Annotated in this window: 11 protein-coding genes; 6 read left to right on the top strand and 5 right to left on the bottom strand. The window is 62.0% G+C overall.

Annotated elements, in window-relative coordinates:
• The first annotated feature begins 59 nt into the window (after positions 1-59).
• Complete coding sequence (locus GOB94_RS06535) at positions 60-1,475, top strand: DUF1501 domain-containing protein (protein WP_255484295.1); 1,416 nt, start codon at positions 60-62, stop codon at positions 1,473-1,475.
• A gap of 168 nt (positions 1,476-1,643) precedes the next feature.
• The gene (locus GOB94_RS06530; RefSeq protein ID WP_182278035.1) at positions 1,644-2,126 is read left to right on the top strand and encodes a c-type cytochrome; all 483 of its coding nucleotides are present in this window, start codon (positions 1,644-1,646) and stop codon (positions 2,124-2,126) included.
• A gap of 13 nt (positions 2,127-2,139) precedes the next feature.
• On the opposite strand, the gene GOB94_RS06525 is transcribed toward GOB94_RS06530, so the two are convergent.
• Positions 2,140-3,156, bottom strand: coding sequence for an MBL fold metallo-hydrolase (locus GOB94_RS06525; RefSeq protein WP_182278034.1), 1,017 nt, complete (start codon positions 3,154-3,156; stop codon positions 2,140-2,142).
• 429 nt (positions 3,157-3,585) lie between these two features.
• Between GOB94_RS06525 and GOB94_RS06520 the strand changes: the two genes are divergently transcribed.
• The gene (locus tag GOB94_RS06520) at positions 3,586-4,563 is read left to right on the top strand and encodes a LysR family transcriptional regulator (RefSeq protein ID WP_182278033.1); all 978 of its coding nucleotides are present in this window, start codon (positions 3,586-3,588) and stop codon (positions 4,561-4,563) included.
• Positions 4,564-4,751: 188 nt separating this feature from the next.
• Here the strand turns inward: GOB94_RS06520 and GOB94_RS06515 are convergent, their stop codons facing one another.
• Positions 4,752-5,174, bottom strand: coding sequence for an NIPSNAP family protein (locus tag GOB94_RS06515; RefSeq protein ID WP_182278032.1), 423 nt, complete (start codon positions 5,172-5,174; stop codon positions 4,752-4,754).
• Positions 5,175-5,275: 101 nt separating this feature from the next.
• Here GOB94_RS06515 and GOB94_RS06510 point away from each other — a divergent pair, with 101 nt between their 5' ends.
• The gene (locus GOB94_RS06510; RefSeq protein WP_182278031.1) at positions 5,276-6,241 is read left to right on the top strand and encodes a sugar phosphate isomerase/epimerase; all 966 of its coding nucleotides are present in this window, start codon (positions 5,276-5,278) and stop codon (positions 6,239-6,241) included.
• A 46-nt stretch (positions 6,242-6,287) separates the two neighbouring features.
• Here the strand turns inward: GOB94_RS06510 and GOB94_RS06505 are convergent, their stop codons facing one another.
• Together GOB94_RS06505 and GOB94_RS06500 are read right to left on the bottom strand one after the other, a co-directional pair.
• Positions 6,288-7,550: an MFS transporter gene (locus GOB94_RS06505; RefSeq protein WP_255484294.1), complete on the bottom strand. Its 1,263-nt coding sequence runs from the start codon at positions 7,548-7,550 to the stop codon at positions 6,288-6,290.
• 2 nt (positions 7,551-7,552) lie between these two features.
• The gene (locus tag GOB94_RS06500; RefSeq protein WP_255484293.1) at positions 7,553-8,461 is read right to left on the bottom strand and encodes a sugar phosphate isomerase/epimerase; all 909 of its coding nucleotides are present in this window, start codon (positions 8,459-8,461) and stop codon (positions 7,553-7,555) included.
• Between the two features lie 167 nt (positions 8,462-8,628).
• Here GOB94_RS06500 and GOB94_RS06495 point away from each other — a divergent pair, with 167 nt between their 5' ends.
• Positions 8,629-9,558 (top strand): VOC family protein, encoded by a 930-nt coding sequence (locus GOB94_RS06495; protein WP_182278030.1) that lies wholly within the window; start codon positions 8,629-8,631, stop codon positions 9,556-9,558.
• On the opposite strand, the gene GOB94_RS06490 is transcribed toward GOB94_RS06495, so the two are convergent.
• The gene (locus GOB94_RS06490; RefSeq protein WP_255484292.1) at positions 9,555-10,628 is read right to left on the bottom strand and encodes a LacI family DNA-binding transcriptional regulator; all 1,074 of its coding nucleotides are present in this window, start codon (positions 10,626-10,628) and stop codon (positions 9,555-9,557) included. The genes GOB94_RS06495 and GOB94_RS06490 overlap by 4 nt on opposite strands.
• 228 nt (positions 10,629-10,856) lie before the next feature.
• Between GOB94_RS06490 and GOB94_RS06485 the strand changes: the two genes are divergently transcribed.
• Positions 10,857-12,308 (top strand): GH1 family beta-glucosidase, encoded by a 1,452-nt coding sequence (locus GOB94_RS06485; protein ID WP_182278028.1) that lies wholly within the window; start codon positions 10,857-10,859, stop codon positions 12,306-12,308.
• Positions 12,309-12,489 lie beyond the last annotated feature (181 nt).

Genomic DNA, 12,489 nt, shown 5'->3' with positions numbered 1-12,489 from the left:
AAAAGCCGAAACCGATAAATCGCCGCGAAGCCCTCCGTAAAATTGGTGGCGGTTTCGCTATGATGAGCTTCGCCAGCATGATCGGCGAATCGCTCGCGCAGGCAGAAGCGATGGAAAAGAGCCATCCGGGTTCTGCCGCGGCCACCACTGCGGCCACCAATCCGTGGATGCTCCGCGACCCCAAGTTCAAGCCCAAAGCCAAGCACGTCATCTTCCTCTTCATGAACGGTGGCCTCTCGCAGGTCGACTCCTTCGACTACAAGCCCAAGCTCGCCCAGTACGACGGCAAGCCCATGCCCGGCGGCGATCTCGGCCACGAGCGCAAGACCGGCTCGCTCATGAAGTCGCCCTTTGAGTTCAAGCAGTACGGCCACAACGGCCTCTACGTCTCGGAGCTCTTCCCCAACGTCGGCGCCTGCGCGGACGACATCTGCGTCGTCAAGTCCGTCTACACCGAGATCCCCAACCATGAGCCCGCGCTCATCATGATGAACACCGGCGCGAACATCATCGGCCGCCCGTCCATGGGTTCATGGCTCACCTACGGCCTCGGCACGGAGAACAAGAACCTTCCCGGCTTCGTCGTCCTCTGTCCGCGCGTGCCCACCACCGTCGGCCCGCCGTTATGGTCAGCAGGCTTCCTGCCCGCCGTCAACCAGGCCACCTACGTCACCGACGACACGAGCCAGAAGGACTTCGATCCCTACAAGCTCATCCCCGACATCCATAACTCCAACTACGATCTCACGCACCAGCGCAAGGAGCTCGACCTCGTCAAGAAGCTCGATGCGCTCAACGAGCAGGAGACCTACGGCGCCAGCACCACCGACGCCGACCCCCAGTTCGAGTCCACCATCGCCTCGATGGAGACTGCCTACCGCATGCAGACCGAAGCGCCCGAAGTCTTCGACGTCCGCAAGGAGTCCGAAGCCACCATCAAGATGTACGGTGAAGGCTCCACGGCTCGCGGCTGCCTCACCGCCGCGCGCCTCGTAGAAAAGGGCGTCCGCATGGTGCAGGTCTACTACGCCGCAGGCGATCCGTGGGATGCGCACCAGGACATCCAGGCGCACCGCAAGAACGCCAAGGACTCCGACCAGCCCTTCGCCGCTCTCATCAAGGACCTCAAGGGCCGCGGCCTTCTCGACGAAACCATCATCGTCTGCGGTTCAGAGTTCGGCCGCACCCCGGTCGTCGAGCTCGGCGGCGCGGGCACCCACGCAGGCCGTGACCACAACCCCCACGGCTTCACCATGTGGCTCGCCGGCGGCGGCATCAAGGGCGGCATGACCTACGGTGAAACCGATGACTTCGGCTGGAAGGTCGTCGACAAGCCTGTCCACGTCCACGACATCCACGCCACCATCCTCTACCTCATGGGCATCGACCACACCAAGCTCACCTTCCGCTCCAGCGGCCGCGACTTCCGCCTCACTGACGTCGCCGGCAATGTCGTCCACGACATCATCGCCTAAACGGTCACACAACCCGGGCGGCCTGCAAACGAGGTATCCTCGCTTTCAGGCCGCCCGTTCTATCTCTGGCGGCCTTCCGTAAGATAAGGTCTGTCATTTCGACCGAAGCATCGCAGCTTCACCGCGATGCGCAGCGGAGAAACCCCCGCATCTGTCTTTGGAACCAGTATGAACTCTCGCTTCACACCCACGCTTCTCCTCACCACATCCCTCGCTCTCGCCGGTTGCCGCGCCACGCCACCCTCGCACTTTGAGACCAACGTCGCCTATTTCACCAAGCACCACATCACCGTCGGCGGCAAAAAGGACGTGAACCCGCTCAAGGCCAGCGCAAAGAACATCGCCGCCGGGCAGGACCTCTTCACCTCTTACTGCAGCGTCTGTCACGGCAACGACGGCCAGAACACCGGCGTCCCCTTCGCCAAAGAGCTCTCGCCACCCGTCCCTCTGCTCACCTCGCCCGAGGTCCAGCAGTACACCGACGGCCAGCTCCACTCCATCATCAAGAACGGCATCTACCCCTCCGGCATGCCCGCCTCCGACGGCGACTTCGCCAACGACGAGATGTGGCAGATGGTCCTCTATATCCGCCATCTCCCCAAAGCAGGCACTCTCGGCAACCCCACCTTCTACAGCACCTCCGCCAAGTAGAGCGCAGCCCCTGCTACTGCGGCTCAACCGTGTGGTCCCACATCGTCGCCTTCTGCTCCTTCTCGCGCTTCTGCATGGCCTCGCGGTCGCCCGGCTTCGCAAACTGCCGCCCTGAAGGCCACACCGAAAAATCCCGCAACGCCATCCGCTGCGGCACGCCGTGCATGCTCACCAGCGCATCCTCCAGCTCCAGCAGTGATCCGCGCGACAGCGCCAGCTCATGCTCATGCGGCTGGTAGATCGTCCCCACCGGATAATCCAGGAACGGCGTGTCGGTCTCCTCAATGTGGTTGCCCAGGATGTGCGCCACCGGCTTGCCCTTCGTAAACGCGATCATCCGCTCCGTGCTCGCCTGGAACGCCGCAAAGTCCTGCACATACAACCGCCCCGGATACAGGCTGTCCCCCGACAGCAGAATTGCAGTCCTCCGGTCATAGAACGCGACGCTCATCGCGCTGTGCCCCGGTATCGGGATCACATCGATCACCCGATCGCCTAAATCGATCTTCCCAATCCCATCTGGCCAGCTCGTAATCCCATAAAACGTCATCGTCGCCTGCTGGTCATTCGCCGCCAGAAACGTCACAGGCATCGCCGGATCGTTCATCGCCTGGATCTCTTTATCGCCCGCGATATGGTCGCCATGCGGATGCGTATGCACCACCAGCAGCGGGATGCTCGTGCGCCCATTCCGCGTCAGCCAGTTCTTCACCACCCAACGCAGCGAAGGCGCAATGTTCCCATTCCGCGACCCTGTATCGATTAGCATCGCCTTCTCTTTGCCGAAGAACAGAAACACAAACGGCTTCTCATAGTCCGTGCACGGCGACTGCCGCATGATGAAGAAGTTCGGGTTGTACTCCTGCACCTGCCACTCCGGGATCTGCATGCACTTCGGCCCCTCGGAGTACCACCGCTCCGGCAGCGTTCCCCGCTCGATCGTCCCGCCATCCGGCTCCGGCAGTTGTGCCCGCAGGCATCCCGCGCTCATCACCACACCCAGCAGCACAACACCACACACCTTCTTCATGGACACCTCAGGCACTCTTTCGGAGATCGTCTCCCCAGCATGTACGCCGGGTCTTTGGCAGGCTATCTCGCGATTATGGAAACCCTCTCCGCCCAAAGCAAGAAGCCCGCGCAATCCCTATCCCCTCCATAGATACCCTGCATCTCCGCACGCTCGTTATAGAATCTCTCTATTCCGTCAATACGCAGACGGCCACTCTCAACCCATGCTTTCTCTTTTCATCTACCCTGATCTCCAGCAGCCTCCTCGGCCGTCTCCTCCGGGCCTCAGTCGTCACGTGCCGCCGGAGCATCCGCCGTCCAGCTGCGCTTCGCCCACAAAATCAGCTGAGAATCATCATTTTGAACCATGCAGGCGAACAAAACAGGCAGAACGTCTTATTACGATTCATGCGCCGCAGCTCTCACAGCCCCCGCGCAAAAGGTAGCAATGGACTTCGACTGGCTCAACACGTTTCTTGAGGTCGCTCGCCAAAAGAGCTTCTCGCGCGCCGCCGAGCGGCTCCACGTCACCCAGCCCTCCATCTCCGCCCAGATCCGCGCCCTCGAAACCTACCTCGGCCACCGCCTCCTCGACCGCGGCGGCGGCAAAGTCACCCTCACCGCCGCAGGCCGCGTCTTCCAGCCCTTCGCCGAGCAGTCCCTCATCCAGCTCAAGCACATCCGCCTCACGCTGGAGGATATGGAGCGTATGCCCCGCGGCACGCTCACCATCTCCGCCAACGACTCCACCGCGCTCTACGTCCTCCCGCTGCTCATCACCAAGTTCAAAAAGCAGTACCCGCGCGTCTCCCTCAACATCATCCGCGCCGAGCGCTCCAAGACCATCGCCCTCGTCCTCGACCGCGAGGTCGAGTTTGGCATCGTCTCGCTCCCCATCCGCGACCCCCGCCTCCACATCGAAGTCATCCACGAAGACAAGCTCGTCCTCGTCGTCCCCGCCGGCCACGCGCTCACCCAGCTCAAAACCGTCACCTTGTCGGACGCCGCCAAGTACGGCTTCCTTGTTCCCAAAGAGGGCCGCCGCCGCGAGCTCATCGACCACCTCTTCGTCCAGAACAAGACCGCCCGGCGCATCACCATGGAGCTCGACTCCTCCGAGCTCCTCAAGCGCCTCATCGTCGCCGGTCTCGGCATCAGCTTCATGCCCCGCATCAACTTCCTTGAGGAGATCAAGGCAGGCCTCGTCCAGGCCATCGAAGTCGAAGGCGTCAACATCCCCCGCGACCTCGGCATCATCTCGCTGCACAGCGTCCCGCTCGCCCGCGCCGCCAGCGCCTTCTTCACCTTCGCCACCGGCACCACCCGCCCCGACCCCGGCACCGACGCCATCGACGTCGGCGAAGAGCTCGAAGACGAGTCCGCCCTGGCCATCGGCACCCCGCCTCCCCGCACCAAATCTTCCTGACTACCCGAACTGCCTCTTGACACTCCCGATACAATAAAGAGCGAGAGCCGGAAGACAGCGCGGCCTCAGGCCTGGCTCTTCCCTCCGGCCCAGAACCGGCAGCAGTCGCTTCTCAACCGAAAACAGGGTTCCGCCGCTAACTCCAATCGGCTGCGGATCATAGCCCCAAAACCGGGGGAGGGGCCCCCCTACAGCTTCGGCGAGAAATCGGTCAGCTTCAGGAACGTCGACTCGTGCAGCTTCACAAACGGCCCGTCTTTCTCCGTCTCCTTCTTCACCGCCACCCACTCCGGATCGGCGGAGAACTTCTTCCAGCTCTCCGTCGCCGCCTCACGGCTCTTGTGCCGCAGCATGTACACCAGCGTCCGCCCCGCCAGCGGCTCATCCGTCGGCACCCAGTACGCCACCGGGTGCATCCCGCAGCGCACAAAAATGCTCCGCTCCTTCGTCTTGAACCGATCCAGGATCAGCTCCTGCTTGCCCTCGTTCAGGTGATAGATCCGCAGCTCATACACTGTCTCCGGCCCAACGCTCTCCTGCGCACCCGCGTCCATCGCTCCGAATGCCATCGCCAATCCCGCCGCACCCTTCAACACATCGCGCCTGTCCATCGTTCATCCTCCGCTCGCTTCGAGCCCCATCATCCTAACAACGCCGCACCACGCTTGCCTCGCATGCCGCATACTAACGTGGCAAGGAGAAGCATCCGCCCATGAATCTCGGCCTCTTCACTCCCGTCTTCCACGACCTCACCCTCGACCAGATGCTCGCCGAGCTCCGCGCCTACCCCGCCATCACGGCACTCGAGCTAGGCACCGGCGGTTGGCCCGGAGCCAGTCATCTCGCGGTCGATTCACTCCTCGACAACCCCGCCGCCGCCCGCGACCATCGCGCCCGCCTCACCGATGCCGGCCTCGCCATCAGCGCGCTCTCCTGCCACGGCAACCCCATCCACCCCGTCGCCGAAACCGCCCAGCGCGACGACGAAACATTCCGCAAAACGGTACGCCTCGCCGAGCAGCTCGAAGTCCCTACAGTCGTCACCTTCAGCGGCTGCCCCGGAGCTTCCTCACACGATGCCACACCCAACTGGATCGTCACCGCCTGGCCACCCGAGTATGTTACCGCCCTCGACTGGCAATGGTCCGAGCGGCTCATCCCCTACTGGCGCGAGACCGCAGCCTTTGCTGCCGCGCACAACGTCCGCATCGCCCTCGAAGCCCACCCTGGCTTCATGGTCTACAACCCCGAAACCCTGCTCCGCCTCCGCGCGGAAACCGGCCCATCGCTAGGCATCAACCTCGACCCCAGCCATCTCTGGTGGCAAGGTGTCGACATCCCCACCGCCATCCGCGACCTCGGCCCAGCCATCCACCACGTCCACGCAAAGGACGTCGCACTCAACCCACCCATGCTCAACCGCAACGGCGTCCTCGACACCAAGAGCTACGCAGACCTCGCCAACCGCTCCTGGAGCTTTCGGTCCGTAGGCTGGGGCCACAGCGAGCTCGAGTGGAAACAGATCGTCTCCGCTCTCCGCATCGCCGGTTACGATGGCGTCCTCTCCATCGAGCACGAGGACGCTCTAGCCTCACGCCGCGAAGGCCTCACCTCCGCTGTCGCGATGCTCTCCCGCGTCCTGCTCACCGAGCCACCCGTCAAAGCCTGGTGGCTCTGACTCTCGCGGCTCTGACTCCCGCGGCTCTAGCTCCCGCGACTCTACCTCAAAGCGCCTCTGCACCAGAGGGCAGCGCAGCAGCAACCTCACTCGACTCCACCCTCGGCTCATCTTTGAACGTCGCCAGCATCATCACCAGCGTCGCTCCCGCCGCCACAGCTGCGAACATCCAGATCGGCCGCCAAGCATGGTCCACCGCACCACCCGCCAGCTGCACCGAGTAATGTTCCACCACAGCACCCGACACCCACGACCCCACAAACATTCCCACGCCATACGTGATGAACGTGATCAAGCTTTGCGTCGCCGCGCGCAGCGTCGGCGGACTCTCGCGATCGATATAAATCTGCCCTGTCACAAAGAAGAAGTCATAGCAGATGCCATGCAGCACAATCCCCAGCCAGAACATCCACATCAACGCACCGCTGTTGCCATACGCGAACGCAACGTACCGCACCACCCAGGCCAGCATCCCCAACCCCAGCATGTACTTCACTCCCAGCCTGCGAAAGAACCACGGGATCAGCAGCATGCAAACCAGCTCGGACATCTGCCCGCCGGTCATCTTGCCTACCGCGTTCTTCACCCCGGCTTCGTTCAGAAACAGGTTCGCAAACGCATAGTAAAACTGCAGCGGAATGCAGATCAGAAACGACGCCAGCACAAACACAATCGTCGACCGCTTGCGAAACACCGCAAACGCCTCTCGCGGAAACAGCTTCTTCTCCGCCCGCACCGTCACCGCCAACGGAGGCGTAGGCGGCAGTGTCAGGCAGTAAGCCGCCATCACCAGCGATACCACGCACGCAATCTGCAGCGGGCGCTGTGTGCTCTCCAGTCGCATATACCCAACCAGCAATCCAGCCACAATCCAACCGGCTGTGCCTAGTACGCGGATCGGCCCAAACTCCACCGCCGGGTCGCGCATCTGTCGAAACGCCAGCGAGTTCGTCAGCGCCAGCGTCGGCATAAAGCACAGGCAATACAGCAACAGCAGTGCATAGATCGCCCCAAAGCTTGTCAGCAGGGAAGCTCCAAGCAGCAACACTGCACCCACCAGGTGCAACGCCGCCAGCACCTTCTCCGTTGCAAACATCTCGTCGGCAACCAGTCCCACAAAGAACGGCGCAATCATCGCGCCCACCGCCGTGGTGCCAGCCACAAGCGCCACCTGCTCGCCGCTGAAGTGCCGCGTCAGCGTCAGCCAAGTCCCCACCGTCACGTACCACGCGCCCCAGATGAAGTACTCCAGGAACAGCATGGCGCCCAGCCGTGTCTGCATCGCTCGCGTCATCGTAGCTTGCGGCATCGTTACGCCTTCAACGCATTCACATACTCATAGTCGATCCGCAGTGCCTCCATCGGCGGTATGTCGAAGCCTTCCTGCTCCACGAAGTAGTGTTTGATGTTCGCCGCCTTCGCCGCTGCAAAGATCGGCGCATAGTTCTCCGTCCCACGTCCCAGTTCAGCCGGCGGCGGAGGGTTCGTAACATCCGCGGGTCTGTCCGTAGGCTTGAAGTCCTTGATGTGCAGCAGCGTAATTCGCGTCGGATATCGCTTCAGATAGTCCACCGCGCTGCCGCCGCCTACCTTCACCCAGCCACAGTCCAGCTCGAACGTCACCAGCTTCGGGTCTGCGGCCGCGATCATCGCATCGAACGGCACCACTCCATGCTGCGGAGCGAACTCCATCGTGTGGTTGTGATATCCCAGTTGCAATCCTGCGGCCTTCGTCTTTTCGCCAAACTTGTTAAGCTGCTCCATCGTCCAGCGCAGGTCATCCACCGTAAACGCGCGCACCTGCTGCGCAAAGCTCAGTCCCTGCACCCGCGCTACATCACGAAACGACGGAAACGAGCAAATCACGTAGTGGCATCCCAGCTCCTGGTGATACGCAATGATCTTGTCCACATTCGGCGCCAGGTCTTTGTACGAGTAGTGCCCGCCCACGCACTTGAGCTGCGCATCCGCCATCGCCTGCTTCACCTGCGCAGGCGTATGTCCATAAAATCCTGCCGCCTCCACCTCGCGATATCCAATTGCGCCCACCTGCTTCAGTGTTCCCGCATAGTCCTTCGCCAGCTGCGCTCGCACAGAGTACAACTGCAGCCCCACCGGCCTGCCCCACGGCGACGCAAACGCCCGCTGCCTTGCAACCGTGCAGCCCAGTAGTCCCAGCCCCGCGCCCTTCACAAACCCACGCCGCGTCAACATCTCCATCGCAAGCCTCCCTGGTAAATCTCCCTTGCAGTCGAACGCCACAAAGACTAGCAGATCGCCACTATCGTTTGTCTATTACCGTTTGAATCGCTTCAATACTAGACCACTCATTTCATCACGTTGTATAGTTGTCCCGAATGAACAGCCCGCGAAAGGCCTGCCCGCCCATGCGCCGTATCCCAAGTCTCCTCGTCGCCGCTCTTGCCACAATCCTTTTCGGCACAGTCTACGCGCAGCAGCAGCGCCCCGCCATCACCGGCATCTCGCACATGTGCGTTCTCGCGCACGACATGGCCGCCTCATCCGACTTCTACGGCCGCATCCTCGGCGCCACCAAAGGCCCCGACCTCCAGGACCCAGCCGGCACGCGCTTCTACTTCAGCCCCACCCAGTTCGTTGAGGTCCTTCCGCTTCCGGCCGATCACGTCGGCCTGAGTCGTATCTCCTGCGTTGCCTTCAATACCGTCAACGCGAGCGCACTGCGCGCTTACCTCATCGCCCACGGCGTCACCAACGCCTCGCCCCTCAAGTCCGCCACAGACGGCAGCCATTGGTTCATCACTCTCGACCCCGAAGGCAATGAAGTCCAGTTCGTCCAGCCCGGCCACGCCGCTGTCGTCATCGACAACACAAAGTCCATCAGCCATCACATCATCCACGTCGGCTACATGGTCAAAAACCGTGCGGACGAAGACCACTTCTACCGCGATCTCCTTGGCTTCCGCCCCTACTGGTACGGTGCCATGCAGCCGAACCACACCGACTGGATCTCGCAGCAGGTTCCCAACGGCACCGACTGGATCGAATACATGATGATCGGCGACGGTTCAGACACACCGGCCAACCACGTCGATGCTCGAAACCTCGGCGTCCTCAATCACTTCTCCCTCGGCGTCTTCAACATGGAGGCCACAGTCACGAAGCTCTACCAGCAGGACCGTCTGCCCCCGCGTCACGATGGCCCCCAGATGGGCCGCGACGGCAAATGGCAGGCCAACCTCTACGACCCTGACGGCACCCGCGTCGAGCTCATGGAGTTCCAGCCCGTCATGAAACCCTGCTGCTCCGGCTTCACCGCATCCAGCCCGCTGCGCTAATCCTTAGCACTACGCTTCACCGGCGCAGTGGACTCTCTCACCATCAACTCCGGCGCCATCACAACCTTCGCCGGATGCTTCGCCTCTGGTTCGCGAATTCGTGCGATCAGCTCAGTCACCGCGCGCGCACCCATCGCCTCCAGGGGCTGCCGCACTGTAGTCAGTCGTGGCGTATAAAATCCAGCGACGCCAATATCATCGAACCCCACAACGGACACATCGTCCGGGCAGTGCAGCCCTGCATCGGCCAGCGCCCTCATCGCACCAATCGCCGACGTGTCATTGAACGCGCACACTGCAGTGAACCGTATCCGCGAGCGCATCAGCTCCGCCACCTTCGTATACGCCAGCTCAGGAGTTAGCTGGTCGTGGTTCATCTCCAGGCTCAACTCCGGCCGCACTTCGATGCCACACTCCTGGGCCGCCTTCAGCATCAGCCGCCAGCGTTCACCAGACTCCAGGCACGATGGTTGTCCTTTCATCATCAGTACGCGCTTGTGCCCCAGCTTCGCCAGGTGTTCCAGCGAGAGCCTCGCACCCAGCCGCTGGTCCACCACCACGCTCGTCACCCCCGGCTCCTTCGTTGCGTAGGAGATCGTCACCGCGGGGATTCCAGGTGGCTCCGCCACCTTCGTGTTCATATAAATCAGTCCATCCACAGCGCGCTGCCGCAGCAGCAGCGGATACTCCCGCAGTAGGTCCTCGCGGGAAAGATGGCTCACCGTAAAGTAGAGATACCCGGCGTCCAGCAGCGCCTCTTCCAACCCTCGCATCACGCGCGTGTAGTACCCATCGCTCGACTCCGGCACAATCACCCCGATCGTCCGCGTCTCTCGCTTGCTCAGTGACCGTGCCAGCAGGTTAGGCCGGTAGTTGAACTTCTTCACCGCCTCAAGAATTCGCGCTCGCGTCTCCGCGGTCATTGCCTTGGCCAACGGCACGTCGTTGATCACCATCGACACCGACGCCGGAGAGAGCCCCAGATACCGTGCAATCTCCTTCAGGCCCGGCGGCTTGGAGCCGTCGCTCTTCAGCGCGTCATGTGGTTGCGGGGTTGATTTTCTGGGCAATGTTGCTCGTATCACCTGTCGGCGGTGCCTCATCGTGGCATCACTCTGCGTTTGGTTTCGATCATGTCATATCGCTGCACCTTCAGCAATTGCTCCAACTCCTGCGGGCCTATGTAAAGGCCTTTCACGCCTCGCCTTGACAGCCCGCAGTCCCGGCTTGTAGAAGTTCTACATCGACAAGTACTCAATCGGTTTAGTGAAGTAAATCGTTTGTCTAAGGAGCATGAAGTGGATCGTCGCAAATTCCTCCAAACCACCGGCCTCACCCTCGGCGCAGGTTCGCTTTCCAGCCTCGTCCCCTCCGTGCTCCGTGCCGAACCTGAATCCGTCGCGCACTCCGCCACAAAATTCCCCACCGGCTTCCTCTGGGGCTCCGCCACCGCCTCGTATCAGGTTGAAGGCGCCGTCCACGAAGGCGGTCGTGGTGTCTCCATATGGGATACCTTCTCCCACACCCCCGGTAAAACCGCCAACGGCGATACCGGCGACGTCGCCGACGACTTCTACCACCGCTACCCGCAGGACATCGCCATGATGAAGCGCATGGGTCTCCAGACCTTCCGCTTCTCCGTCGCCTGGCCGCGCATCTTCCCCAACGGCACCGGCAAGCCTAACCAGCAGGGCGTCGACTTCTACAACAAACTCGTCGATACACTCCTAGCCGCCGGCATCCAGCCCTACTGCACCCTCTTCCATTGGGACCTCCCGCAGGTCCTTCAGGACAAGGGCGGCTGGGAATCCCGCGAAGTCGCGCACGCCTTCGCCGACTACTCCGGCTACACCGCGGGCTTCCTCTCCGATCGCGTCAAGAATTTCATGACCATGAACGAGATGCGCTCCTTCGCCATGATCGGTTATCGTGATGGCCGCCACGCCCCCGGCCTGCAGATCGGCCGCAAGCGCATGGCGCAGCTCAACCACAACGTCGTCTACGCGCACGGTCTCAGCGTCGGCGCCATCCGCGCCCACGCCAAGGGCCCCGTCAAGGTCGGGCTTGCCGACAACCTCGAGGCCGCCACCCCCTGCATCGAAATCCCCGAGCACATCGAGGCCGCCCGCAAAGGCATGCGCGAGCTCAACGCCATGTACCAGACCGTCATCCAGGAGGGCCGCTACACCGACCACTACCTCAAGACGCTCGGCCCTGATGCTCCGCACTTCACGCAGGAAGAGCTCGACATCATCAAGTCCCCGCTCGACTTCGTCGGCATCAACTGCTACACCGCACACTATGTCCGCGCCGCCGACAACGACGCCGGCTTCGTCTCCGTCCCCAACCCGTCTTCCTACCCGCACATGTACAGCCCCTGGCTCACCGTCGGCCCAGAAGCCCTTTACTGGGGTCCAAAGCTCTCCCACGAGCTCTGGGGCATCAAGGAGATCTACATCACCGAAAACGGCTGCTCCTCCGCCGACAAGATCGCCGAAGACGGACACATCTACGACACCGACCGCGTCATGTATCTGCGCAACTACCTCACACAGCTTCATCGCGCCGTCGCCGAAGGCGTGCCTGTCAAGGGCTACTTCTGCTGGTCCCTCCTCGACAACTACGAGTGGGCCGACGGCTACGACAAGCGCTTCGGCATCGTCTACGTCGACTTCGCCACCCAGAAGCGCACCCCAAAACTCAGCGCGCACTTCTATGAAAGCGTCATCGCCTCCAACGAAGTGAAGTAGCCATCGCAGGTAACGAAATCAAATAACGGAGGGAGCAGGGGCCTTCAGGCCCCTGAAACCATCCTGCCTGCAACTGGGCTTTAGCCCTGGCCCACCTGCCTGCAAACCCTCGATGAATTCTCATCGCCGCACCTTCCCGCCACGCCTCCACCGGCGCTAGACTGGCCGTGCAATCCGCCTC

The organism is Granulicella sp. 5B5 (genome assembly GCF_014083945.1).
Classification (GTDB): Bacteria; Acidobacteriota; Terriglobia; order Terriglobales; family Acidobacteriaceae; genus Granulicella.
The sequence above is the reverse complement of the archived record's forward strand: the minus strand, read 5'-3'. Positions and strand labels throughout refer to the sequence as shown.

Excerpts from the sequence above, each read along its gene's own strand:
- GOB94_RS06495 (WP_182278030.1), top strand. The coding sequence starts at position 8,629 with ATGCGCCGTATCCCAAGTCTCCTCGTCGCCGCTCTTGCCACAATCCTT.
- GOB94_RS06530 (WP_182278035.1), top strand. The coding sequence starts at position 1,644 with ATGAACTCTCGCTTCACACCCACGCTTCTCCTCACCACATCCCTCGCT.
- GOB94_RS06525 (WP_182278034.1), bottom strand. The coding sequence starts at position 3,156 with ATGAAGAAGGTGTGTGGTGTTGTGCTGCTGGGTGTGGTGATGAGCGCG.
- GOB94_RS06510 (WP_182278031.1), top strand. The coding sequence starts at position 5,276 with ATGAATCTCGGCCTCTTCACTCCCGTCTTCCACGACCTCACCCTCGAC.
- GOB94_RS06535 (WP_255484295.1), top strand. The coding sequence starts at position 60 with ATGATGAGCTTCGCCAGCATGATCGGCGAATCGCTCGCGCAGGCAGAA.
- GOB94_RS06505 (WP_255484294.1), bottom strand. The coding sequence starts at position 7,550 with ATGCCGCAAGCTACGATGACGCGAGCGATGCAGACACGGCTGGGCGCC.
- GOB94_RS06520 (WP_182278033.1), top strand. The coding sequence starts at position 3,586 with ATGGACTTCGACTGGCTCAACACGTTTCTTGAGGTCGCTCGCCAAAAG.
- GOB94_RS06500 (WP_255484293.1), bottom strand. The coding sequence starts at position 8,461 with ATGGAGATGTTGACGCGGCGTGGGTTTGTGAAGGGCGCGGGGCTGGGA.
- GOB94_RS06515 (WP_182278032.1), bottom strand. The coding sequence starts at position 5,174 with ATGGACAGGCGCGATGTGTTGAAGGGTGCGGCGGGATTGGCGATGGCA.